Origin of the sequence: Butyrivibrio sp. AE3009, assembly GCF_000420845.1 — a bacterium.
Lineage (GTDB): Bacteria > Bacillota > Clostridia > Lachnospirales > Lachnospiraceae > Butyrivibrio.
The window spans coordinates 1-21,205 of the sequence record NZ_ATVS01000049.1; the positions used below are offsets into that span (position 1 = coordinate 1).

The 21,205-nt window shown below is 44.0% G+C and carries 22 protein-coding genes and 1 riboswitch; of the genes, 3 read left to right on the forward strand and 19 right to left on the reverse strand.

Translation table 11 applies throughout. The features are described from left to right. Positions 1-110 precede the first annotated feature (110 nt). The 5 genes from G588_RS0116495 to G588_RS0116520 form a co-directional block, all read right to left on the reverse strand. Complete coding sequence (locus G588_RS0116495; protein ID WP_022779810.1) at positions 111-452, reverse strand: arsenate reductase family protein; 342 nt, start codon at positions 450-452, stop codon at positions 111-113. 96 nt (positions 453-548) lie between these two features. After that, positions 549-1,379 (reverse strand): deoxyribonuclease IV, encoded by an 831-nt coding sequence (locus tag G588_RS0116505; RefSeq protein ID WP_022779811.1) that lies wholly within the window; start codon positions 1,377-1,379, stop codon positions 549-551. Continuing rightward, on the reverse strand, positions 1,376-2,221 hold the full coding sequence (locus tag G588_RS0116510; protein WP_022779812.1) for a GNAT family N-acetyltransferase: 846 nt from the start codon (positions 2,219-2,221) through the stop codon (positions 1,376-1,378). Before G588_RS0116510 ends, G588_RS0116505 begins: the two co-directional genes overlap by 4 nt. Continuing rightward, a complete protein-coding gene (locus tag G588_RS0116515) occupies positions 2,218-5,142 on the reverse strand; it encodes a hypothetical protein (RefSeq protein ID WP_022779813.1) in 2,925 nt (974 codons plus the stop codon). The genes G588_RS0116510 and G588_RS0116515 overlap by 4 nt, the downstream gene beginning before the upstream one ends. A gap of 10 nt (positions 5,143-5,152) precedes the next feature. Further along, entirely contained in the window at positions 5,153-5,671 is a 519-nt protein-coding gene (locus G588_RS0116520) for a hypothetical protein (protein WP_022779814.1), read from the reverse strand. A 120-nt stretch (positions 5,672-5,791) separates the two neighbouring features. Between G588_RS0116520 and G588_RS0116525 the strand changes: the two genes are divergently transcribed. Further along, positions 5,792-5,992: a GGDEF domain-containing protein gene (locus G588_RS0116525; RefSeq protein ID WP_022779815.1), complete on the forward strand. Its 201-nt coding sequence runs from the start codon at positions 5,792-5,794 to the stop codon at positions 5,990-5,992. A gap of 12 nt (positions 5,993-6,004) precedes the next feature. On the opposite strand, the gene G588_RS0116530 is transcribed toward G588_RS0116525, so the two are convergent. From G588_RS0116530 to G588_RS0116585, 11 genes are all read right to left on the reverse strand, one after another. Then, entirely contained in the window at positions 6,005-7,429 is a 1,425-nt protein-coding gene (locus tag G588_RS0116530; protein WP_022779816.1) for an AAA family ATPase, read from the reverse strand. A gap of 249 nt (positions 7,430-7,678) precedes the next feature. Then, positions 7,679-8,254, reverse strand: coding sequence for a xanthine phosphoribosyltransferase (locus G588_RS0116540; RefSeq protein WP_022779818.1), 576 nt, complete (start codon positions 8,252-8,254; stop codon positions 7,679-7,681). Positions 8,255-8,286: 32 nt separating this feature from the next. Next, the gene (locus G588_RS0116545; protein ID WP_022779819.1) at positions 8,287-9,279 is read right to left on the reverse strand and encodes an ABC transporter permease; all 993 of its coding nucleotides are present in this window, start codon (positions 9,277-9,279) and stop codon (positions 8,287-8,289) included. Continuing rightward, positions 9,279-10,379, reverse strand: coding sequence for an ABC transporter permease (locus G588_RS0116550; protein ID WP_022779820.1), 1,101 nt, complete (start codon positions 10,377-10,379; stop codon positions 9,279-9,281). The genes G588_RS0116545 and G588_RS0116550 overlap by 1 nt, the downstream gene beginning before the upstream one ends. Positions 10,380-10,381: 2 nt before the next feature. Continuing rightward, positions 10,382-11,914 carry an ABC transporter ATP-binding protein gene (locus tag G588_RS0116555; protein ID WP_081644396.1) on the reverse strand — a complete coding sequence of 511 codons (1,533 nt, stop codon included), beginning with the start codon at positions 11,912-11,914 and terminating at the stop codon, positions 10,382-10,384. Positions 11,915-12,013: 99 nt separating this feature from the next. Further along, on the reverse strand, positions 12,014-13,258 hold the full coding sequence (locus G588_RS0116560) for a BMP family ABC transporter substrate-binding protein (RefSeq protein WP_022779822.1): 1,245 nt from the start codon (positions 13,256-13,258) through the stop codon (positions 12,014-12,016). A 144-nt stretch (positions 13,259-13,402) separates the two neighbouring features. Further along, positions 13,403-13,504: riboswitch (purine riboswitch) on the reverse strand. A gap of 31 nt (positions 13,505-13,535) precedes the next feature. Then, positions 13,536-13,739, reverse strand: coding sequence for a hypothetical protein (locus G588_RS0116565; RefSeq protein ID WP_022779823.1), 204 nt, complete (start codon positions 13,737-13,739; stop codon positions 13,536-13,538). Positions 13,740-13,753: 14 nt separating this feature from the next. After that, on the reverse strand, positions 13,754-13,981 hold the full coding sequence (locus tag G588_RS0116570) for a hypothetical protein (RefSeq protein WP_022779824.1): 228 nt from the start codon (positions 13,979-13,981) through the stop codon (positions 13,754-13,756). 175 nt (positions 13,982-14,156) lie between these two features. Further along, positions 14,157-14,588, reverse strand: a complete 432-nt coding sequence (locus G588_RS0116575) for a helix-turn-helix domain-containing protein (protein ID WP_022779825.1) — start codon at positions 14,586-14,588, stop codon at positions 14,157-14,159. Beyond that, entirely contained in the window at positions 14,585-15,661 is a 1,077-nt protein-coding gene (locus G588_RS0116580; RefSeq protein WP_022779826.1) for an acyltransferase family protein, read from the reverse strand. Before G588_RS0116580 ends, G588_RS0116575 begins: the two co-directional genes overlap by 4 nt. Positions 15,662-15,901: 240 nt before the next feature. Beyond that, on the reverse strand, positions 15,902-16,360 hold the full coding sequence (locus G588_RS0116585) for a PaaI family thioesterase (protein ID WP_022779827.1): 459 nt from the start codon (positions 16,358-16,360) through the stop codon (positions 15,902-15,904). 262 nt (positions 16,361-16,622) lie between these two features. On the opposite strand from G588_RS0116585, the gene G588_RS0116590 reads away from it, so the two are divergent. Next, positions 16,623-17,327 (forward strand): EAL domain-containing protein, encoded by a 705-nt coding sequence (locus G588_RS0116590; RefSeq protein WP_022779828.1) that lies wholly within the window; start codon positions 16,623-16,625, stop codon positions 17,325-17,327. An 86-nt stretch (positions 17,328-17,413) separates the two neighbouring features. On the opposite strand, the gene G588_RS0116595 is transcribed toward G588_RS0116590, so the two are convergent. The 3 genes from G588_RS0116595 to G588_RS0116605 all read right to left on the reverse strand — a co-directional run bounded on the left by G588_RS0116595 (position 17,414) and on the right by G588_RS0116605 (position 18,899). Continuing rightward, the gene (locus tag G588_RS0116595) at positions 17,414-17,890 is read right to left on the reverse strand and encodes a YbaK/EbsC family protein (RefSeq protein WP_022779829.1); all 477 of its coding nucleotides are present in this window, start codon (positions 17,888-17,890) and stop codon (positions 17,414-17,416) included. 88 nt (positions 17,891-17,978) lie between these two features. Next, entirely contained in the window at positions 17,979-18,452 is a 474-nt protein-coding gene (locus tag G588_RS0116600; RefSeq protein ID WP_022779830.1) for a flavin reductase, read from the reverse strand. 6 nt (positions 18,453-18,458) lie between these two features. Beyond that, positions 18,459-18,899, reverse strand: a complete 441-nt coding sequence (locus tag G588_RS0116605) for a DUF1284 domain-containing protein (RefSeq protein WP_022779831.1) — start codon at positions 18,897-18,899, stop codon at positions 18,459-18,461. A 297-nt stretch (positions 18,900-19,196) separates the two neighbouring features. On the opposite strand from G588_RS0116605, the gene G588_RS0116610 reads away from it, so the two are divergent. Further along, positions 19,197-20,999: a methyl-accepting chemotaxis protein gene (locus tag G588_RS0116610; protein WP_026668861.1), complete on the forward strand. Its 1,803-nt coding sequence runs from the start codon at positions 19,197-19,199 to the stop codon at positions 20,997-20,999. The last annotated feature ends 206 nt before the right edge of the window (positions 21,000-21,205 follow it).

Here is a 21,205-nt window from a genome sequence, read left to right on the forward strand (position 1 = left end):
CGTTTTTATACCAATGGGGACGGTTCTGTTTGGTATAGTTTTGCGCGCAAAACTGTACCAAACAGAACCGTCCCCATTGGTATAAAAACCGTCCCCTTGTCATCTCCAACTCATTCCCACTTCTTCCACACCTCAGGTTGATACCCCAGTGTGGCCTGTCTGCCGTTCCTGACTACAGGTGTCTTGACGATCTGCTGGTTCTCCAGAAGCTTGTCGAACTTGTCTTCATCGGCGATGTACTGAATCAATGCTACGGTGTCTTTGTCCTTAGCATCGGGGTTGACCATGCTCATGACGCCGCCGACTGCGGATGCGACTGATGTGAGTTCGCCCTTGCTCATGCCCTTTTCCTTCAGGTCGATGAACTGGTATTTGATACCGCGTTCCTTGAAGAAACGCTCGGCTTTCTTGGTGTCGTTGCACTTCTTGGTGCCAAAAATCTGGATGTTCATAGCGTCTCCTCTATTTTCCTAAGCCCATTACAGAACTCTTCATCGTTGTGACTCCGGTGAATTGCCCATCTCTTGTAAAAATATCTATGTATTCCATTATTCAAACCAGCCTTTCACTGTTGCAATCTCCTGAATATAGCCGTCATCATCATTTGGAGTCTCCAGGATGAAGGGTAGGCCTTCAAAGGCAGGGTGCATTGCAAACTGCTTCATAGCTTCCATGCCAATGAAGCCCTGCCCAAGTTTCTCATGACGGTCTTTTGCCGCGCCACATGCATTTTTACTGTCGTTAAAATGAACGGCCTTAAGCTTGTTAAGGCCTATGATCTTATCAAAACGGGCAAGGACTCCGTCAAGGTCATTTACTATATCATAACCAGCATCCCAGGTATGACAGGTATCAAAACAAACTCCCAGCTTATCGCTTAGATCAACGCGGTCGATGATTGCCTTAAGCTCCTCAAAGTTTCTTCCTACTTCAGAACCTTTTCCTGCCATTGTCTCAAGAAGAACCGTTGTGTGCATATCCGGCCAGAGCGCGTTATTAAGCCCCTCAGCAATCTGCTCGATACCAACATCTGCTCCCTGTCCTGTGTGTGAACCGGGATGGAAATTGTAGTACTGACCGGGTAGTGCCTCCATTTTTTCCAGATCCTTCTTAAGCATATCCAGGCCATTAGCTCTGGTGTCGGGACTAGCTGAGCAGAGATTCATTGTATAGCTGGCATGGGCTACGAGCTTGCCAAATTTCTTTTCCTCAAGAATCTTCTGAAGAGCCTTAACATCTTCCGGCGCCACGTCTTTAGACTTGCCGCCGCGGGGATTCCTGGTAAACCACGCAAAGGTGCTACCACCAAAGTCCACCATCTGATGGCCCATGGCTTCGTATCCGTTGGTGACAGATAAGTGACATCCGATGTATATCATAGTTTTACTCTATCTCCTACAATCCTATACGCCACACTGTATCTGGAAAACTCCTCAACAATTGCGGCCTCGCCAGCAAGATGCCTAAGAAGGCTCTGCTCATATTCGTTTCCTGTTGCAAAGGAAAGCATCAGATCGCTGATGTCTTCCCGGTCGGCGGTTATGGCTTTGTCCATGACTTTGAGGCAGTCCACGAGAAGCTCCGGATGATCCTTGTCTGAATGCATGTAGTGGATTATGACGCCGCTAGCGGTGCGCTCACCAAGAAGAAGGCACCTGGCCTCTTCTCCTTCAAAGATGGCTGCAGAGAGTTTTTTGTCAAAAGAATCAGTGGCGCTGATTCCGTGCTTATCATAGTACTGCTGAAGAACCTTCTTTTCCTTGTCTGAGCAGCTCTCCAGGGCCTTGGCCTTTTTGGCGGTCTTGCCTGCGATGTTTTTCCTGTAGGCCTCGGAATACCTGAGGGACGCGAAGGGAACGGCATATTCTCTTGGTCCTTCACATAGTTCGTACTCTTTTGCGGTAAAAAAGAGGAGACTCTCGGTGTCATTGGGCACAATGCAGCGCAGGTCAGTTACCCCGACCTGCTGTGCCATATTTTCCATCTCAGCAAGGAGCTGCGTGCCTATACCCTTTCTCCTGTGCTCTTCGGGGACATAGAGAAAAGCTATATCTGCCACTTCTTTTGTAGCCAAAATAGCCCCAAAGCCTATAGGGGTGCCATCGTCATCCATACAGGCCAGGAGGCTGGAATCCTTGGGAATTCGGCAGTGGAGCCTTGCTGCGTAATCAGTTATATAATCAATGTACTCTTTATCAGAGCCTATCCAACAGATGGTCATAGTCCCTCCGTAAGCCTGCTATATATGAGAGTTAATGGTGGATAATTTCTTTCATAAGGATGCTCGGCAATGTGTATCTGATCCTCTTTGAACTTAAGTGACAAAAGGATGTCCTTGCAGGCCGCATTAAGGTCGACATCCTCGGTGGGAGCCTCAAATACATGGTGATAGATCATCTCAGCCTGGTCCTTGCAAAGGCCTAAGTACATGGCCTTATAATCGGAATAGCCAAGCTCGGCAAGGGCCTCCTGTCTCACCTGATTGCGAAGCTTCTCTTCATCCTTGGAAGAGAGGTTCTGAATGTGATGGGCCTGCTTCACGGCTGTCACCAGGTCATCGAGCTTAATTCCGGCATCCACGGCTTGCTTAAGGGATGCCTTCTTGGCTTTTTTGGCATAGATCATACCATAGCCTATGTTCATTATAGAGCCTGCTATGCTCAGAATACCTCCGATAGGCGCCAGCATTCCAGTCATTGTAAGGGCTCCGCCGACCATAGTAAGGATAGAGCCTACAATTCCAACAGTTGCAGAGTTCCTCTGCTTGGTGGCCAGATCAGCCCTGTGATCCATGAGGTTTCTAAGCTGCTGACTCTGGATCTGTCTTCTTTCTTTTGTTGCCTGATCCTGGATATTGTCAGTCTGCTGATTAAACCTAGTCAGTGCGTTATCGGCATCGCTTAACTTATCAAGTGAGCGGTTGGCCTGACGAGCACTCATGGCGTTACTTGTCAGCTGGAAGATTCCTGATAAAACGGTCACTCCGCCTGCACAGAAGCTGATTGCACCGGGAATGGTGCTAAAGCTCTCTGAAGCAGTAAGTGGTGCGGTTCTTCCAATCCATGGAAGGTTTTCCGAGGGAATATTGCTAAAAAATTTGATGAAATCACCGGTAGCTTTGCTAATACCTGAAGCAGCTCCCAGGTAATCGCCTACCTGTCCCATTGCTTTCATGACATAGTCATAACCGGCCATGGTAGCCTTGGCTTTATCCAAGTTGACCGAGGACATGATGGAACTGATAAGTCCCACAATGGCCAGAACTCCGCTGATTCCGCTGGTGGAAAGGCTATAGGCGGTGTTTTTGGTGATAAAATTGACATCATCGCCAATTACCTTAAGCAGAGTGTTGGCCTGCATAACATGGCCTGCAATTGTCTTGCCTTCTCCTATATGCTGCTGGGCATTCTTGGTGCCGACTTTTTTCTTGTTCTTAAGCTTTACTGCCTTGTCTCCTGCATCTCCGGGTTCTTCATCGGGGGCACCAACCTCCTGGTTGAGCCTTTGCTGGAGCTGATCTGACAGTGCGTTATACATAGCTACAAGCCCATTAACCTCCGCTGTGATCTTGTCGCGAAGGGTCTTACTGGGGATTAGCTGTATAGGCATATTTGGCTCAAGGCCCGCTGCGGAATACATCCTCATTATCTTATGGGCCTTGGTAATGATAAGATTAAGTCTGGCCTCATCTTTTTGCTCATCATTAAGCTGGTTGGGGCCATTGTCTTCAAGCGAAGTTCTGATATTCTCCTCTTGTTCATCCAGCTCAAGGAAGCTCCCTATCAGCTGGTTTTTCAGAACAAAACCTGCTACCTGGCTTATCTTGGTCCAGTTGGCTCTGTCGCTGAAGACCTTAAGGTTAGGAATATAGTCACCTGTGGCTTCATAGAAGCTCTCTGCGGTGGGAGCGGTCTCCATCTTGTTCTCGATCAGATACAGCATGTGCAGGACCTGATCAGGCTTGGCATGGGCGATCATGTTGACAATGGGCTCCTGGGACTTATTGCCCTTATCGCAGTTGCGATACATCCAGGCCAGGATGGATCTGATTCCTTCCTTTTTCTCAGGAGTTAAGTCTTTGGTCTCGGCAGGTTTTTTATCCTGCCAGAAGCGCCCGCCATCGTTATACATGACATCGTGCATGGTCTGAACACGCTGAGCTTTGGCTTCTCCGGACAGCGCAAGGTTCCCATGGATTGTCTCCTGGAGCTTTTTAAAGTAAGAGGCGTTGTTCTTACGCTCCTTGGCGGTTATCTCGCGAGGAGTATTGGTGGGGTTGGACCTTACATCTTTTTTCTTGATCTCCGCCTCCATGTTCTGGAGTTCCACGAGGTTCTGATAGAACATGACAAGCTCATGATCAGGGTGTTCTTTTTTCATTTCCTTCGTGAGTCTGTTCATGATGTCCAGTCTCGGAAGATTCTTAAGCTCTGCCGCGGGAAGAAGGGCATAGTACTTGTTCTTCATAAGGCTGAATCTAAGCTCAAGATATAACGTAGCTTCTCCGCCGAATTCTCCGTAGTGGGAAACGATATATTTATCGCTGTAGCTGACGGCTTTGGCCTTGGTGAGGTTTGATACCCTCGGTGGATGCTGGCGAACCTGCTGTATTTTGTTCTGAAGTGTGCCCTGGAGAGTGCGCCTTGTGGTGGCCTCTCTTAGCATCTTATCTCTCTTGGCCTGGGCGCTGACATACTCAAAGCCGGTCTTGGTATAGGCAGCAAGGAGCTTGTCTGCAGTGGGGTCGTCCAGGGTAACGTCTTTTTTGCGTTTCTTGAACTGATTGAGCATCATGGCGCTGTGAAGCTGGGCCTGGGCCATGATCATGTTCTGCTGCGCCAGCTGCTGGGCCTGATTCTGAAGTTCCTGGGGAACAGGTTGGTCCTGCTGTTCTTGCTGTTGCTGATTTAGCTGCTGGACGTTGTTGGCCGGCTGCTGCGCGAGCCTTTTTTGCCTCTCTATATTTTGAATATGCTGTTTGATGGGATCTTGCTGCCTCTGGTCCGGAATCTGAATCTGATTGGGGTTCTGACCCTCTACATTGTTCCCTTGAACCTGCTGATTCTGATGATTCTGCTCCTCATAGCCATATACGTCAAATCCATCAACCTGCTGATTTAAATGTAAATTGATATGATCCATACTTTTCTCCTTAGGCAGTGATCATCTTAACAAAATCGTTCATGAGTAACTTACCGTCTGCGATCTGCTCCAGGGCAAATACGTAGTTCTCGGGAACCAGAAGGCTGGTCTCGGCAGCCAGTTCCATATCCTCATATATTTTGTCATCATCACGGTCGCTGCGAATGGTGGTTGCTGCCTTGTAGGTAAGCATTTTTCCGTCGCCGCTGAGACAGAAAGCGCCATATGGAAGGTAGAAATTGAGCTTGGCTATCGCAATTGCAAGGGAAGGCACCGATTCCTTGGGCACGTCAAGCATGATGGTTAATACGGATGTAAAAAACCACACCTCATCCCCTTCAACGGGAAGGAACGAAAACTCCCCAAGAATGTCCATGAGACCTGCGCCGTAGCTGCCAACCAGGACCCTCAGAACGTCCATGGGAACGCCCAGTTCTTTGCCGGTGAAAACGGATGCCTGGGTTACATCTTCATCTTCCTTGTAGTACTTCTCTAATCTCTCCAGTAATACTCTCTTTCTGTCTGCCATGTTGTAGTGTCCTCCTTAAGAAAAGCTATATTTACGCATTATAGTTACTATTTTAAACTTTTTAGCGTACTTTTTCTAGTGACCAGGGGCGGGTTTTTATACCAATGGGGACGGTTCTTTATGGTAGAAAGAATAAGGAATGAGATCGCCAGGGACCCCATTCCTTACAAGAATGACATATTGGTTTCTATTATGGTTACCATCGGCATCGCCGCCTACGAAAAAGGCAAATCCATCGCTGAGATGACAGAAGAAGCCGATCAAAAGCTGTACTACGGCAAGCGAAACGGTAAGAATCAGGTTGTAAGTGTGTTGGAGTGATTGGCATCATCCCTACCCTTGGAACAAATCCTCCCCGGTAATTACATTTTGTACAATTCCCGAGTACTTGTTTTGCTTAAATCCATTTCCGCTGACAAGTGTAATATGAATAGCCTTTTTGGTGGCCGTTTCTTTTTGGAAGAGATTCATTCTTTTCAGAAGCTTGTCGCTCTCCTCCTGATCCAATGCATAATCTTCATTGGTATATTTCATTTCGCAAAGATTGATAACATCATCTTTCCTGTCTATTATCAGATCTATTTGGGCAGCTTGCCCGGGCTTACTACTTTTCCAAGCAAATTCGTTGGTCTCAATACCGCTTATCCCCAGTGACGCCTTAATCTGATCTACATGATTCAGGCACACAAGTTCAAATGAGTTGCCACGCCATGCATTATATGAAGGTGAATTGATATACTCATTCCAGGAGTCAAACTTTTTGCTCTCGATAAATCTGATACTAAACAGTGTAAATGGATCTATCAGCTGATATATTGCACTGTTTTCTTCTTTTGTAAAATTGCTGTATCTGCGGATAAAACCGCACTCTTCCAATTCCCGAAGGTTCTTGGTAAGAACAGAACCGCCGCCAATCTCTTTTACTTTTGATAACTCGGTTCTGGTAAGGCCTTCCGCATTCGCAGAAAGAGCCTGTATAATGGCCATATGCTTGCCGGGCTTGTCAAAAAGGGAATAGAAGAGGTTGTAATACTCATTATGGAGTTCTCCATATTCCTTAAAACACAGTTCATTAATGTTCTGAGCAAGGCTAAGTCGTGAATCCATGAGGTTAAGATAATGTGGGATACCGCCAAAGACCATATAACTCTCGATCATCTGATTCCTGGTCATAGCAATATCATTTAATTCATACAGCTCCTCGCATTCTGAGAGTGAAAAGGGATTCAAGTGGATTCTCTTCGTCACTCTGTTGTGGAATCCCTTTTTATTGGTCAGAAGGTTGCTAATGATCCATGATGTAGCTGAGCCGCAGACAATAAGTACCAGATCCTCCTGCGAAGAACCCCAACTATTCCAAAAATAGTCTAACGCACTCTTAAAATCAGACCTTGCAGTATCCATCCACGGCAGTTCATCCAGAAACACAAGTCGTCTGTTATTGATAGGTTCTCGATATACGGTATCACTTTCAAGTAATTGCCTTAGTCTTGAAAAAGCTTCAAACCAGTCCTTAGGCTGCTCCTTCTCCTCAGAACCATAGAATAAAAGGCTCTCATTAAACGCCCTGAGCTGCCCTTTCATCTTGTCATCAGTAAGTCCGGTTGTGTAAAAAGAGAACTGTTTATTAAAAAATTCCTTGATAAGGTATGTTTTTCCTACTCGTCTTCTTCCATATACCACCAGAAACTCCGGTCTTTTGGAATACAAGCATTTCATCAAAGATTCTTTTTCTCGTTTTCTCCCGACTATTTTCATCACAAATTCCCATCATAAATCGCCATGATTATATAAAAAAATAATGTTTTGGCGATTTATATCCTTTATACGTATTATAAATCGCCAAAACATTATTTTCAACACTTTATTTCTATCATCTTCCTAATTCCATTAGGTATCACTTCAAATCCGAGTTTCTGATAGAACCCCTCGTTTCCAAAGCGCTGCTGATTAATCCTTTGCATCCTTTGAATTGCCGTATATGCCATGAGATCCCCCATATAGCACTTATCTGAAGGTGATCTCACCCGTCACATGGTCCATTCCATCAACAATTGCAAGAGATTCGAGTTTGTAGCCCAGGTTCCTGATTATCTGACCTCCGGGCTGGAAGCCCTTCTCGATGGCTATACCAATGCCTGCCACTGTGGCGCCTGCACTATTTATTATGGATATCAGTCCCTGCAAAGCACAGCCGTTTGCAAGGAAATCATCGATGATAAGAACCTTGTCATTCTCGTTAAGGAACTTTTTGGATACGATAACATGGTTCTTATTTTTGTGGGTAAAAGACTCTACTTCTGCAGTGTACATTTCGCCGTCGAGATTGACACTCTGGGATTTCTTGGCAAATACCACAGGGACATTAAAATGTCTTGCTGCCACACAGGCTATACCTATACCTGATGCCTCAATGGTCAGGATCTTATTGATCTCAATACCTTCGAATCTTTTGGCCCATTCTGCCCCCATCTCATCAAAGAGCTCAACGTCCAACTGATGATTCAGAAAACTGTCTACCTTTAGTATATTACCTTCTTTGACAACACCGTCTTTTAAAATTCTCTCTTCAAGAAAATTCATCGCTCTACCCTCTTTATATAGATTATTGTTCTTTATCTCTCTTCGCGGAAATAATTGGTTCCAAGGCTCTTGGGAGGCTGGTCTTCCTTCTTGTTTCTCATGCTGGTGAAAACAAGAACCACAAGAGTTACGATATAAGGAATCATCTTGTACAGCTCTTTGTATTCAGTGTGTGTTCCTGAAGGAAGGTACAGGTACAAAATGTAGAGTCCTCCAAAAAGTATTGAAGAAAAGATGCCCACATCAGGCTTCCATATCGTAAAGATAACCAGCGCAATAGCAAGCCATCCTCTATCGCCGAAGGCATCATTGGACCATACACCACAGGCATAATCCATTACATAGTATAAACCGCCAAGTCCTGCAATCATGCATCCAAGGCAGGTTGAAACATATTTGTATTTTTTAACGTCTATTCCTGCCGCATCCGCAGCTGCAGGATCTTCGCCGACAGCGCGAAGGTGAAGACCTACTCTTGTCTTTCTAAGCACATATGCGCAGATTACAGCAATGATGATTGCAACATATGCAAGGAATCCGTAGGAAAAGAATACTTTGCCAAACCAACCTGTACTCGATGCAAAAGGCAGAGTCTTACTAAAATATGCAGAGGTGGCTGACAGTGAAATTGACGGAACATCCGCACCTGCAAGCTTAATAAGAGAGCCTCCGAAGAAGTTACCGAAGCCTATACCAAACGTAGTCATAGCAAGACCCGTAACGTTCTGATTCGCCCTAAGGCTAACGGTCAGAAAGCAATATAACAATCCCATTAAAAGAGAACCTGTCAGTGCGCAGAGAAGCGGAATCAAAATCGCAAGAAAACCATTCAGATTCCCTGAAGGTACTGACTGTTCGTAGAAAAATGATCCGATAACACCGCTTATCCCACCCACGTACATAACACCGGGGATTCCGAGATTCAGATTTCCTGATTTTTCTGTTATCGTCTCACCTGTACTTCCCAAAAGCAGAGGAACACCCTGCTGTACAGCTCTTGGTATAAATGCAACCAGACTAAACATTATGCGTTCTCCTTTCCCAGATCTTTACGAGCAATGATCTTGTATCTGATAAAAAACTCACATCCGATAATAAAGAACAAGATGATTCCGGTCAGAATATCCGCAAAGCTCTGATTGAGCTCAAAGGCAGTGGATATCTCGCTGGCACCTCTGTCCATGAAGATGATCAGAAGGCTTGTGAAGATCATGGCGATCGGATTGAACTTAGCGAGCCATGAAACCATAACACCTGTAAAGCCCTGTCCATCAGAGATAGTTGTTGTTATCGTGTGGTTAATACCTCCGACCAAAAGAAGTCCTGCCAGACCGCAGATCGCACCGGACAATAACATGGTTCTGATAATGACCTTCTCAACGCTGATTCCGACATATCTGGCTGTGTTCCGGCTCTCTCCGACTACTTCTATCTCATAGCCGTGCTTGGTATATTTCAGATAAATGAACATTCCAATAGTAACAAGGACTGCTGCGATAATGCTTAAAAGATATTTATTTCCAATGTTAGGAAGCCAGCCAATGTTTGAATTCTGGTTGATGATACCGATCTTGCCGGATCCCTTGGGAACCTCCCAGACAATGGTAAAATATGCCACAAGCTGAGTTGCGATATAGTTCATCATCAGTGTGGACAGTGTTTCATTGGTATTCCACAGTGCCTTAAAGAGCGCCGGAATCACTCCCCAGATAGCACCTGTCAGTATTGAAGTAACGATCATAAGAAGGATTATTACTGCGTTCGGGAGCTTGCCTGACAATGTGATCATGCAAGCTGCCGCTGCAAGGCCGCCCATGAGGACCTGTCCTTCACCACCGATATTCCAGAACTGCATTTTGAATGCAGGTGTAAGTGCCAGTGAAATAATAAGAAGGATGGCAACATACTGCAGTGTTATCCAGGTCTTTCTCTGGGTTCCGAAGGCCCCTTTGAAAATAGTTGCGAATATAGATATCGGATTATCACCTGTGCAAACCATCGTAATTATCGCGCATAACGCCAGCGCAGCCACAATTGCGATTACTCTAATGATCCACGCTTCCTTGCTGCTGATATCTGCTCTTTTTACAATGTGAAAACGAGGCTCTTTTATCTTCTGCTGCATTATTAAGCCTCTCCTTTCTGTGTCATCATTGACCCCAAGGTATATTTATCGGTATTTCTGCCATCTACAATTCCTGTGACCTTGCCACCGCACAGGACAAGGATTCTGTCGCAGAGCTCAACAAGAACATCCAGATCTTCACCGACAAAGAGCACGGCTGCTCCTCTTTCCTTCTGCTTATTGATAAGATCATATATCTGATAGGAAGAACTGATATCAAGACCTCTTACCGCATATGCAGTCAGTAGTACCTTAGGCCTTGAGGATATTTCTCTTCCAACAAGGATCTTCTGTACATTTCCACCTGAAAGAAGACGCACAGGTGTATCGATACTGGGAGTTGCCACCTGAAGTTTGTTAACAACCTTCTCCGCAAGCTTTCTGGGCTCTTTTTTCTCGGTGAAAAATCTTGACTTGCCGCTTCTGTAAGATCTGAGCATCATATTGTCGGCAAGATTCATATTTCCTACAAGTCCCATTCCCAGTCTGTCTTCGGGAACAAAGGACAGCTTGACACCAAGATCGGAGATCTCCCTTGGAGACTTACCAAGAAGTTCCTCGGTTCTTCCATCCTGGTGGATGTAGGTGATCTTTCCATCCTTGATGATCTCAAGGCCTGCAATGGCTCTTAGAAGTTCCTTCTGCCCACAGCCTGATATTCCTGCAATTCCCAGTATTTCTCCGGTATTGGCGGTAAAAGAAACATCATCAAGCTTAACTATTCCCTCTTCATCAACAACAGTGAGGTTCTCAACTACGATACGAGGCTTGGGATCCACAGGCTCGGGTCTTTCGATATTAAGAGAAACCGGGTGGCCTACCATCATATCGGTCATTTCCTGAGCATTGGTCCCACTTGTCGTCATGTCACTTATGAATTCTCCATGGCGCAGAACCGCAACTCGGTCGGATATACTCTGTACCTCGTTTAGCTTGTGAGTAATGATAACTATGGATTTTCCATCTTTTTTCATGTTGCGCATGACATTAAAAAGCTTCTCGGTTTCCTGAGGAGTCAGCACGGCTGTGGGTTCATCCAGGATCAGAATGTCAGCTCCCCTGTATAGAACCTTAACAATCTCAACGGTCTGCTTTTCAGAAACGGACATGTCATATATCTTCTTGCTTGTATTGATCTCGAATCCGTATTTGTCACAGATTTCTCTGATCTTTTTCTCAGCCTCTTTTTTATTAAGCTTGCCTTCAAGTCCAAGAATTATATTCTCTGTCGCATCAAAAACATCAATGAGCTTGAAATGCTGATGAACCATGCCTATTCCCAGATCAAAGGCATCCCTGGGAGAGCGGATCACAGCTTCTTTGCCGTTGATGATTATCTGACCGGCATCGGGGTAATAGATTCCCGCAAGCATATTCATGAGAGTTGTTTTGCCACTTCCGTTCTCACCAAGAAGTGACAAGATCTCGCCCTTATGAACATCGAGATTGACATTGCAATTTGCTGTTACATCACCAAAAGTCTTTGTAATGCCACGAAGCGATATGGCTACTTCCTTATTTTCCACAATTATCACCTTTCAAAAATACAAAATAGGATAAAAATGGGAAACCTTTGCAGTAGCACAGTTAAACCTGTGCCCACAAAGATTTCCCAAGATCACATGATGTAATTATCAATATGCTGTATCAAGAAGTGAGATTCCATCAATCTGTAAGTCAAAATAAGGAGCTGAACGGAATTCAGAACCTGATTCTGCAAAGTAACCATCTGTGATAACTTCTGTGTCAGCGGTGTACTCAGGATCTGTATCTACATCAGCCATGTAAGATGTAAGTGTCTCACCGTTTACAGTAAATGTAGTTGTATCAAATACATGAAGAGTTCCTGCATTCATAGCCTTCTCAGCCTCTTCGATTGCCTCGGCTGTACCCTCTGCTGCTGCGCTTCCAAGGTCTGTAAGAACAACAGAACCTGTCTCAAGGGTTCCAACCCAGTCAGTAGCGATCTCTTTGCCGTTTGCTACAGCGTCGATGATATATGCAAAATAAGGTGCCCAGTCGATTCTTGAAGAAACGATGAAGGTGTTAGGGCAAGCAGATGCTGTGCTTCCATTGTAGGAAATGTCAGGTACACCGGCCTTCTCGCAGGCTGTAGGAGCACCCATTGAATCAGCATGCTGTGAAAGAAGAACGCAGCCGTCCTCGATAAGCTTGTTAGCGCCTTCCTTTTCAGCAGTCTCATCGTACCAGGAACCTGTGAAGGTTACTTCCATTGTAGCGGTGGGGCATACAGAACGAGCGCCAAGGAAGAATGATGTGTAACCGGAAATAACTTCTGCATAGGTGTAAGCACCAACATAACCGATCTTAGTCTGGTCTGCTGTGATCTCACCATTTGCGATCATCTCGTTGAGCTTCATTCCTGCAGCAATACCTGCAAGGTAACGTCCCTCAAAAATTGTAGCGAAAGCGTTATGGTAGTTGGAAAGGCCCTCTGTATGTGCCTTAGTACCTGTTGCATGGCAGAACTGAACATTAGGATATTCCTTAGCTGCCTCGATCATGTAATCCTCATGACCAAAAGAATCAGCAAATACGATATCGCAGCCTGCATCTGCAAGTTCGCAGGCAGCCTCATAGCACTCCTGTCCCTCAGGGATATTTGTCTTGAGCATGTATTCTACGCCTGCTGCCTCGCAAGCCTGTGTAGCTCCGTTGATAAAGTTCAGATCGTATGTTGAATTCTCATCGTGTAAAAAGATAAAACCAACCTTTACATCTGATGCAGCTGCCGGTGCGGCCTCTGTGTCAGTAGCCTTAGCTGCTGTTTCTGTCTCAGCCGTGCCCCCGCAGGCACATAATGCCATTACCATTGTGGCAGCAAGAACTGCTGATAATACTTTTTTTATCTTTCTCATCTCTTCCTCCCTTTTTTCATACCGAACGCAGGTCATTGGTAAGGATAGAGCATCTATGCTTTTTAAGCAAAATAAAAAGGCGTAGAACTCATGCTTCTACGCCTATCTGATCTGATAACTATTACAATTAAAATATCACTATTGTATATGCATCAAACACTCGATAGTCCGGTAATTTACGGTAACCGGGTAGAAACATCAAATCCATATCATTTGACCTATATCGATAAAATACCCGCTTATATTAGCAAAGAAATATCAAGATTACAAGCTTTTTTTAATTCAAGATATAATCTGATGATACTTCTGCAAAAGATCTGCTACCGCTGATGTAGTCTGCATATGCCGTCTCAGCGTCTTTTCCGTGGAACACTTTACAAAGTCCGCACATATCGCAGTCTGCAATGCATGGAAATCTCTCTTTTATAAATGCTCTTCTCTCTTCGGATGTAGAGTCTTTTATATCAGGTGCATCTAACATAAGCGCATGTCCTCTCAATGAATCTGCCTGTCCTGGCGATACTTTTCCATGTATTCCATGTTTATCTCGCGGATTTCCTTTTTGCCATCAATATAGTCCTGATAAATATCCCAGGGGCTTCCTCCGCCAAGCCAGCAGGATGAGCAATTCTCACAACCACCGCCGCAATCAAGCGAGTTCTTTACTATCTGTTCGCGCTCTTCTTTGGTTGTATCCTTGATCAGAATTGATTTTCTTTCCATTATCGCTACCTCCTTAGGCTACTGATGCCATTTCCTCATTGATAAGGATATGAAATGGATCCTTGTTGTATTTTTTCAGTAATTCATAAGCTTCATCTCTTGTAATCAGACGTATCCTCCTCGTAGCCGCCAAAATTTTCCGATAGCTTACGTATTATCATACATTTTTTCATAGTCATTCCATAGTTTCTTTCGCACTGTTGATAAGACCGAGAAGGCCTGTCTCCTTAATAAGAGCTATACCCTGGAATTCATCTCCGAGGACAATCAGATTGTCGCCGGTTTTAATATCGAAGAGCTTTCTTGCCTTGGCAGGAATAACGATCTGACCTTTATCTCCCACTTTAACCAATCCAAAGATATGTTTTCCTTTCGGCGGTATTGCATATCCCAGATTGTCCGAATCATTCTTTTCATATGATATAAGGTCGTCCAAGGTTACATCAAAAAGGTCCGCCAGCTTCTTACATCTCTCTATATCCGGCAGCGACTCTCCGGTCTCATATTTTGAAAGTGTCTGCCTGGATACGCCTATTTTCTCGGCGATGTCTTCCTGCGACAGATTGTTAAGCTTTCTTAATTCAATAAGGTTATCAGCAAAGCTCATTCTTTCTTCTCCTTTTTTATCCCCAGAACACACCACCTTATGAGAGGTATGCGGCTCATGATCTCATACAGAAGGTAGGCGCCTGCGAATGCTGCTATTGCAACCAAGAGGTATACGATGATAGGTGCAAGAGACGGACATAATGTATGCAGATACCATCCGCTGACCGCGATCATCAGATAATGGAATACGTAGAGGCCCCATGATTTTTGACACATCCACTTTGAGAACGTATTCGTGGAATTGCCCCATCTTTTCATGAAGGCAAGTATACCGAGTGTTCCAAACCATGCGTATACATTGCACATGATTGTATCCAGAACCACGTGCTCCGGATATGGCTGACCGTTATATAAAAGCACGAAGGCTATGCAGGATGCGAGGGCAAGGATGCTTAATAACAGCCAGTTTTGGCCAAGTCGATCCATCACGACCTCATGGGACAGTACAAAGTAGCCGATCAAAAAGCCCAGCCCGTAGATACCGAATCTGTATACCACTATTATCGGTGCGTTAAGTATCTGCGCAGCTCCATATACGGGTATGACAAGAAGTATAAGTATCAAAAGATTGGCTTTGCTGCAGATATTATAGAATCTGTCTTTTTCAATCCTTCTGATCAGTACCAGTATCAGACTGAAGAGCCAGAGCATCTGAATGTACCACAGAGGACCTGAGCCGCTGACTGCCATTATCAGGAAAAGGATGGGCCCCGGTACATTGCCCATGGAATCAAATGCACCGGAAATCAGCATATTGTAGTAGCCAAGAACCCAGCCGAAAACCAGAAGGCCGATTGTTGATGGCACAAGATATTTTCTCGTCCTTACTCTGATGAATTCCTTCTCTGTTCGCTTAACCAGTTCATAGCGAGCTGACATGCCGGATACCACAAGCAGAAGTAACATAAACCATGGATAAACTATGTACTGATATATATCCTGTGGCTGATGTTCACTGAAGGGACCGATGATTCCATGCTGTGTAACGCCGTTGAATATGTAGATCACATGATAGATGACAACCAGCACTACTGTTATCCAACGAATATTATCCAAATATACCTTTCTCATATTTATACCACCTTTGCTAAATATTTTAACATTTTTCTTAATCATAAAAAAGTAAGCTCCGCCTGTCTACCAAGCGAAGCTTACATATTTTGCTATTTTTCGTTAAATTTGGTTGCGAACTCACAGTTGTCCAGGGGAAATAACACCTACATTGACTGTATCGAACATATCCTCATTCCTTCTTTGGAATCGTTATTAAAGTGGGTGGAAAAATGCATTATACCGTTAGTATAGATGACTTCACTTCCCAAACTTCAGATTATCCCCCAGCACCGGAACCTTGCTGGCAAAAAATGAGAATTCTCCGCTATCAAGCAGGTTCCCTTCATCATCGGTAACTCTGATATCAAAAACCAAAATGTGCTTACCGGTCTTGAGCTTCATGCACTCGCAGTAGATATACTCAGTATTTACTGCAGGAAGCAGGAAGTTCAGATTGGCGGACACTGTTGTGGCGTAGTAGCCACTCATACTGGCTGTAGCCCCGGCCATGGCATCTACAAAGGAGAGCAGCGCTCCGCCGTGGATGCTTCCATAGGTGTTGTGGAGCCTTGTATCGGCCTTAATTCTGGACTTGCTGTAGGTGGAGCTCAGTTCCAAAACCTCAAATCCAATGAAATGATTATATTCATTGGCATACAATTCCGGGATCATCTTCTCCCTCATTGCTGCCTCTTTTTCTGAACGTGCTTTTCTCATAAAAATATCCTTTCCCCAAGAAAATATCAGCCCCAAAACCCGCATGTAAACGGGCGTTGGGGCTTAAATAGTCATAAATTATTACTTATTCAGGCTCTTAAGCGTCGCAGTTGCCGGATCAGTCTCTTTTGGAGACTGATCTCTTATTTTCCTTTTTATCAATTATTTATCCATATTTCACTTATTTATTGGTCGTTATAATGATACTATATTGTTATAAGATTAGCGAAAAATTGGTCAATTGTAAAGACAAGGAAGTATTATGATTTATTTTGATGGTCTACCATTATCCAAAGATATCTTAGCTGCTTTAAATGAATTGAAAATAGATTATGTCTTTCAGCCCATATTTTACCCGGATGGAAAGACTGTCTATGCGTGGGAAGCACTTATGAGGCCCCACGATATGGATGTAACTGAACTTATAGCGGAATATGAAAAGCAGGACAAATTACATGTATTAGAGGTTGCTACTTTATTTGGTGCAACTCAAGCATATTTTATCAGGGGATATAAGGAATACTTATCGATTAATACATTTCCCAGTGAATTGTTTAGTAAAGAGGAAGTTGATGCTTTTATTTCGTACTATGGCGGACATAAGAATGCAATGATTTTGGAGTCACTGGAATACCCTTATCTATCAGTAGAAATTGCACAGATAAAAAGAAAATATGCAGATATTAATAATAACCTGGTTGCCATCGATGATTTTGGTACAGGCATTAATAATTTTGATGTGATTGATGCAGCTAAGCCTAATATTGTAAAGATAGATCGGACATTACTGACCGGTATTGATAAAGATACGCACAGACAGGAACAATTGCGCGAAATGATTGATACATTTCATGCAAGAAAAATAAGCGTGGTGGCAGAAGGAATCGAGACCGAAGGCGAGTTTGAAACAATGAAGGAATTAGGAGCAGATTTTTTCCAAGGGTACTATTTGAAAAGACCATCGTAAAGGGGAGAGTATTGGTGAACAGCCTATGAACTCCTTGAACAATCCCTCTTTTCGCATACCAAGTTTCTCACACAGCTGCCATAGTCTTATTCCTCTTCCCATCCTTTGCAAACATCGCACCAGCCCTGAGTTTCAGTAATCTCTTCAAGCTCACCTGGAGTTATCTTGACCGATGTAAACTCATTTCCTCCGGCCGGATGTACATATTCAAATCTCTTCATTGAAACATCAAGCCATATAGGAATCCCCACAGGAACGGCAAACGGACATACTCCTCCGGGCTGAAATCCAGTTATATCTTCCACCTGGTCCCTTGGTATCATATGGGGCTTTGTATGGAAAACAGATTTGAACTTGGAGCTGTTTACCTTGCCATCACCAGCCATTACGACAATAACCGGCTTCTCCTCAACTATAAACGACAGCGTCTTGGCAATCTCAGGCTCTGTGCATCCGATCTGCTGTGCCGCATGCTCAACGGTATCTATCGTCTCGGAATGCTCTGTCAGCCTGTCTCCCAATCCTTTTATATCCAAAAATTCTTTTACCTTAGCGTTTATCATCTTAACCACCTCATGTTAAATGATAAACAGAAATATCTCATCTTTCCAATACGTTTTGTTTATTGTCAGCAATAAACATAGCCTATTATCACCTGATGATGTCCACAACCTCTCCAATGTACATGTCGTGTTCTGCGTCGCCTTCATAGAACTGCTTAGCAATATCCGGATTCATGTTCTTAGGATCAAGCCTCTGGCAAAAGAGCTTCCGACAAACGAAAGTAACTTCCGCTTCCTCAAAAGTCATGGAGCCATTAACTTCTTTAGCTGTGAGCCCTGAAGAATGCATCTTATCGATATCCCTACCGGATTTTGAGCCAAGAACTCCAAGAGTACTCTTGTACTCCTCAGGATAAAAGCTGATTGTGAAATACTCATTATTGTCCATGAACTCGTGAGTATACCTGGATGTCCTTACATACGTTGTCGCTACGGGCTTACCCCACAGTGTTCCAAGTCCGCCCCAGCTGATAGTCATCGTATTGAACTTGTCCTTGTCTCCTGCTGTGAGCAGTGCCCACTTCTTATCAAACTGACTGAAAATATCTGTTGTAAATTCCATCGTTCCTCACTCCTTTTCCTTGCAAATATAGTCCCAACTACAATCGCCACAGATATCACCACGGATACCCGCAACAATTATCTTTGTCCTTACAAGTTTCATGAACTCAGCAAAAGAGATTTCACTTCCATCACCAAGTCCGCATGCCTTTAGCACTTCTCTGTCATATCTAAGAACCTTGTCCTGAGTGGTACATACATCGTCCTCATTATTGGGGCAGTTTTCGCATACAATATCTGTTTCAGCCTTCAGCACCACCTTCTGCGATGGATCTGCTTCAAGCTCTTTTATCACCCGTCCCATATGGTCAGTGAAATCTGCACTATATCCTTTACCTTCGTAGAACTGAAAGCACATTCCATGATGGGGTCTTAAACATTTCTCCATATCTTCCATCTTAGTATTTCCATGATGCTGGCTGTAATGAACAATAGCTGTCTTTCCCATAAACAAAGCGCCTCCGAAACAGATACATCCATTATAACCCCAACAGCCTGTTTCACCCAAGAAAATGGACTGGTACATTGCCCAGCCCACTTGCAAAAAAGTTCATAAAACCATAGGGAAGCTTAACTTCTGATAAATCCTGTTCGAATTAATATTAATGTCTATCATGCTATTTTATTTTAATAAAATCTTAATATGTTCCTCATGAAAAGCCGTTATTACGGGAATTTATTAGTGTTATAATCAATATCAGATGTCGTCATTCCGATAACACAGCGTAAAAGAAAGGACTTATTTATGGAGAAAAAACACGGTTCTTTGATGTTACCTATCGTCGGTTCTATTTTTCTTGCTGTTGTGATCACAGCAGTTTCCATTGCAGGTTTTAACCTGTATAGCACCATTAAGACCAATGCCTCTCAGGCAGAGGCTTACGAAAGCAGACTAAGGGAAGATATCATGTCTGAGTTAAAAAATGAAACTCAGGAAGCCATGAGCATATGTCAGGTTATGTATGACAGATATCTTGCCGGCGAAATGACTCTTGAAGAAGCTCAATTAGAGTCTGCAAATATCATCAGAGAACTTAAGTATAATGATGGATCTGGCTATTTCTGGGTTGATACATCTAAAGGTATCAACGTAGTTCTTTTAGGCAGGGATACTGAAGGACAGTCAAGGTGGGATAGTGTTGACCCTAATGGAACCTACTTTATCCAGGAGATGATAAAGAACGGTATGCAGAGTGGGGGCGGATACACAAGCCTTATGTTTGCTAAGCCTAATGAAACCGAACCTCTGCCCAAGATCAACTATACAGCATATTTTGAGCCTTTTGACTGGGTTATGGGTACCGGAGTATGGGTTGATTATATTGATACACTCAAGAGCGAAAATGAATTACAATCCAGCAAAGCACTTACTTCCACCATCAGAAACAGCATTATTACTATGATAATTCTTTTGCTCATCGGAATAACCATCGCTGTTTATATGGGAAAAAGGATTACCACGCCTATTAAGCTTGCCACAAACCAGATGGTCAGAATGTCCAATAATGATTTCTCTGATAATGCAGAAATGGACAAAGTACGGACACTTCCCTCAAGTGAAAACAATGAGATAGGCCAGATAGCAATAGCACTTGACCTTATGCACACCAACATAAGAGATCTAATGTTGAAAATCACAGACACCACTTCTTATGTGGCATCTGCATCCGAGGAGCTTTCAGCCAGCGCATCCCAGTCCGCTAAAGCCAGTGAAATGGTTGCTAATTCCTGCACTGCAGTGGCTCAGTCCTGCTCGGGACAGATAACCGCTGTGGCTGGTGCAAGTAACGAAACCCAGGCATTTGTTAACAATATGCATGAATTCCAGGATGCTATCAGCAAGACAACTGAAATGATAACTACTACCAATGAAGCTGCTAAAAAGGGCGCGGCTGATATGACTAATGCCACAAATATGATGGGTTCAATCAAGAATTCCGTGGAAAATACTGCTTCTGTAGTAGAAGCCTTAGGAGAACAGCTTAAAAATATTGATACTTTCGTTGATACTATAGCAGAAATAGCAAGCCAGACTAATCTTCTGTCTCTCAACGCCAGCATAGAGGCTGCAAGGGCCGGAGAAATGGGTAAAGGCTTTGCGGTTGTTGCCAGCGAAATCAGCAAGCTTGCAGACCAATCCAATGACGCTGCTTCAAAGATCACAGAACTTATTGAAGAAATAATGAAGAACTCCGACGAAGCAGTTTCTTCCATGCGTCAGGGTGCTCAGGCCGTTGTGTCCGGAACAGAAACCGTTAACAACGCGGGTGAAACATTCAACAGCATAGTAGATATGGTATACTCCATCTCTGAACAATCAGAAAGAATGAGCGAAATCGTCGGTCAGCTTTCTGAAGGCACAGACACTATAGCCCATAACATCAGCAAGATTGAGGATATGAGTGCAAACGTTGCGGATGAAACCCAGAACGTTTCCGCTGCTTCGCAGGAACAGACAGCCTCCTCTCATGAAGTGGCAGAAGCTTCAGACAAGCTGGCCATCAATGCACAGGAACTGCAGGATTTTGTTTCCAAATTCTCACTTTAAACTACAATAGAACTAAGTCGCTGCGCGACGGCCCTGACAGGCCATCGCGCAGCGATTTTGTTCAATATGAATTTGTCGATGCGTTACTTTCCAGTAAAACGCACGATAAAAAAAGAGGAAAATCTGGATGCAGCATACGAACCACTCATGAAACTTGCTTCTAATATGCATTTCACAGTCTAAGCCGAATAGATTATGGCTGCTTC

Bases quoted from the DNA above. Each gene is read 5' to 3' on its own strand.
- G588_RS0116495 (WP_022779810.1), bottom strand. From the start codon at position 452: ATGAACATCCAGATTTTTGGCACCAAGAAGTGCAACGACACCAAGAAA.
- G588_RS0116505 (WP_022779811.1), bottom strand. From the start codon at position 1,379: ATGATATACATCGGATGTCACTTATCTGTCACCAACGGATACGAAGCC.
- G588_RS0116510 (WP_022779812.1), bottom strand. From the start codon at position 2,221: ATGACCATCTGTTGGATAGGCTCTGATAAAGAGTACATTGATTATATA.
- G588_RS0116515 (WP_022779813.1), bottom strand. From the start codon at position 5,142: ATGGATCATATCAATTTACATTTAAATCAGCAGGTTGATGGATTTGAC.
- G588_RS0116520 (WP_022779814.1), bottom strand. From the start codon at position 5,671: ATGGCAGACAGAAAGAGAGTATTACTGGAGAGATTAGAGAAGTACTAC.
- G588_RS0116525 (WP_022779815.1), top strand. From the start codon at position 5,792: ATGGTAGAAAGAATAAGGAATGAGATCGCCAGGGACCCCATTCCTTAC.
- G588_RS0116530 (WP_022779816.1), bottom strand. From the start codon at position 7,429: ATGAAAATAGTCGGGAGAAAACGAGAAAAAGAATCTTTGATGAAATGC.
- G588_RS0116540 (WP_022779818.1), bottom strand. From the start codon at position 8,254: ATGAATTTTCTTGAAGAGAGAATTTTAAAAGACGGTGTTGTCAAAGAA.
- G588_RS0116545 (WP_022779819.1), bottom strand. From the start codon at position 9,279: ATGTTTAGTCTGGTTGCATTTATACCAAGAGCTGTACAGCAGGGTGTT.
- G588_RS0116550 (WP_022779820.1), bottom strand. From the start codon at position 10,379: ATGCAGCAGAAGATAAAAGAGCCTCGTTTTCACATTGTAAAAAGAGCA.
- G588_RS0116560 (WP_022779822.1), bottom strand. From the start codon at position 13,258: ATGAGAAAGATAAAAAAAGTATTATCAGCAGTTCTTGCTGCCACAATG.
- G588_RS0116565 (WP_022779823.1), bottom strand. From the start codon at position 13,739: ATGTTAGATGCACCTGATATAAAAGACTCTACATCCGAAGAGAGAAGA.
- G588_RS0116570 (WP_022779824.1), bottom strand. From the start codon at position 13,981: ATGGAAAGAAAATCAATTCTGATCAAGGATACAACCAAAGAAGAGCGC.
- G588_RS0116575 (WP_022779825.1), bottom strand. From the start codon at position 14,588: ATGAGCTTTGCTGATAACCTTATTGAATTAAGAAAGCTTAACAATCTG.
- G588_RS0116580 (WP_022779826.1), bottom strand. From the start codon at position 15,661: ATGAGAAAGGTATATTTGGATAATATTCGTTGGATAACAGTAGTGCTG.
- G588_RS0116585 (WP_022779827.1), bottom strand. From the start codon at position 16,360: ATGAGAAAAGCACGTTCAGAAAAAGAGGCAGCAATGAGGGAGAAGATG.
- G588_RS0116590 (WP_022779828.1), top strand. From the start codon at position 16,623: ATGATTTATTTTGATGGTCTACCATTATCCAAAGATATCTTAGCTGCT.
- G588_RS0116595 (WP_022779829.1), bottom strand. From the start codon at position 17,890: ATGATAAACGCTAAGGTAAAAGAATTTTTGGATATAAAAGGATTGGGA.
- G588_RS0116600 (WP_022779830.1), bottom strand. From the start codon at position 18,452: ATGGAATTTACAACAGATATTTTCAGTCAGTTTGATAAGAAGTGGGCA.
- G588_RS0116605 (WP_022779831.1), bottom strand. From the start codon at position 18,899: ATGGGAAAGACAGCTATTGTTCATTACAGCCAGCATCATGGAAATACT.
- G588_RS0116610 (WP_026668861.1), top strand. From the start codon at position 19,197: ATGGAGAAAAAACACGGTTCTTTGATGTTACCTATCGTCGGTTCTATT.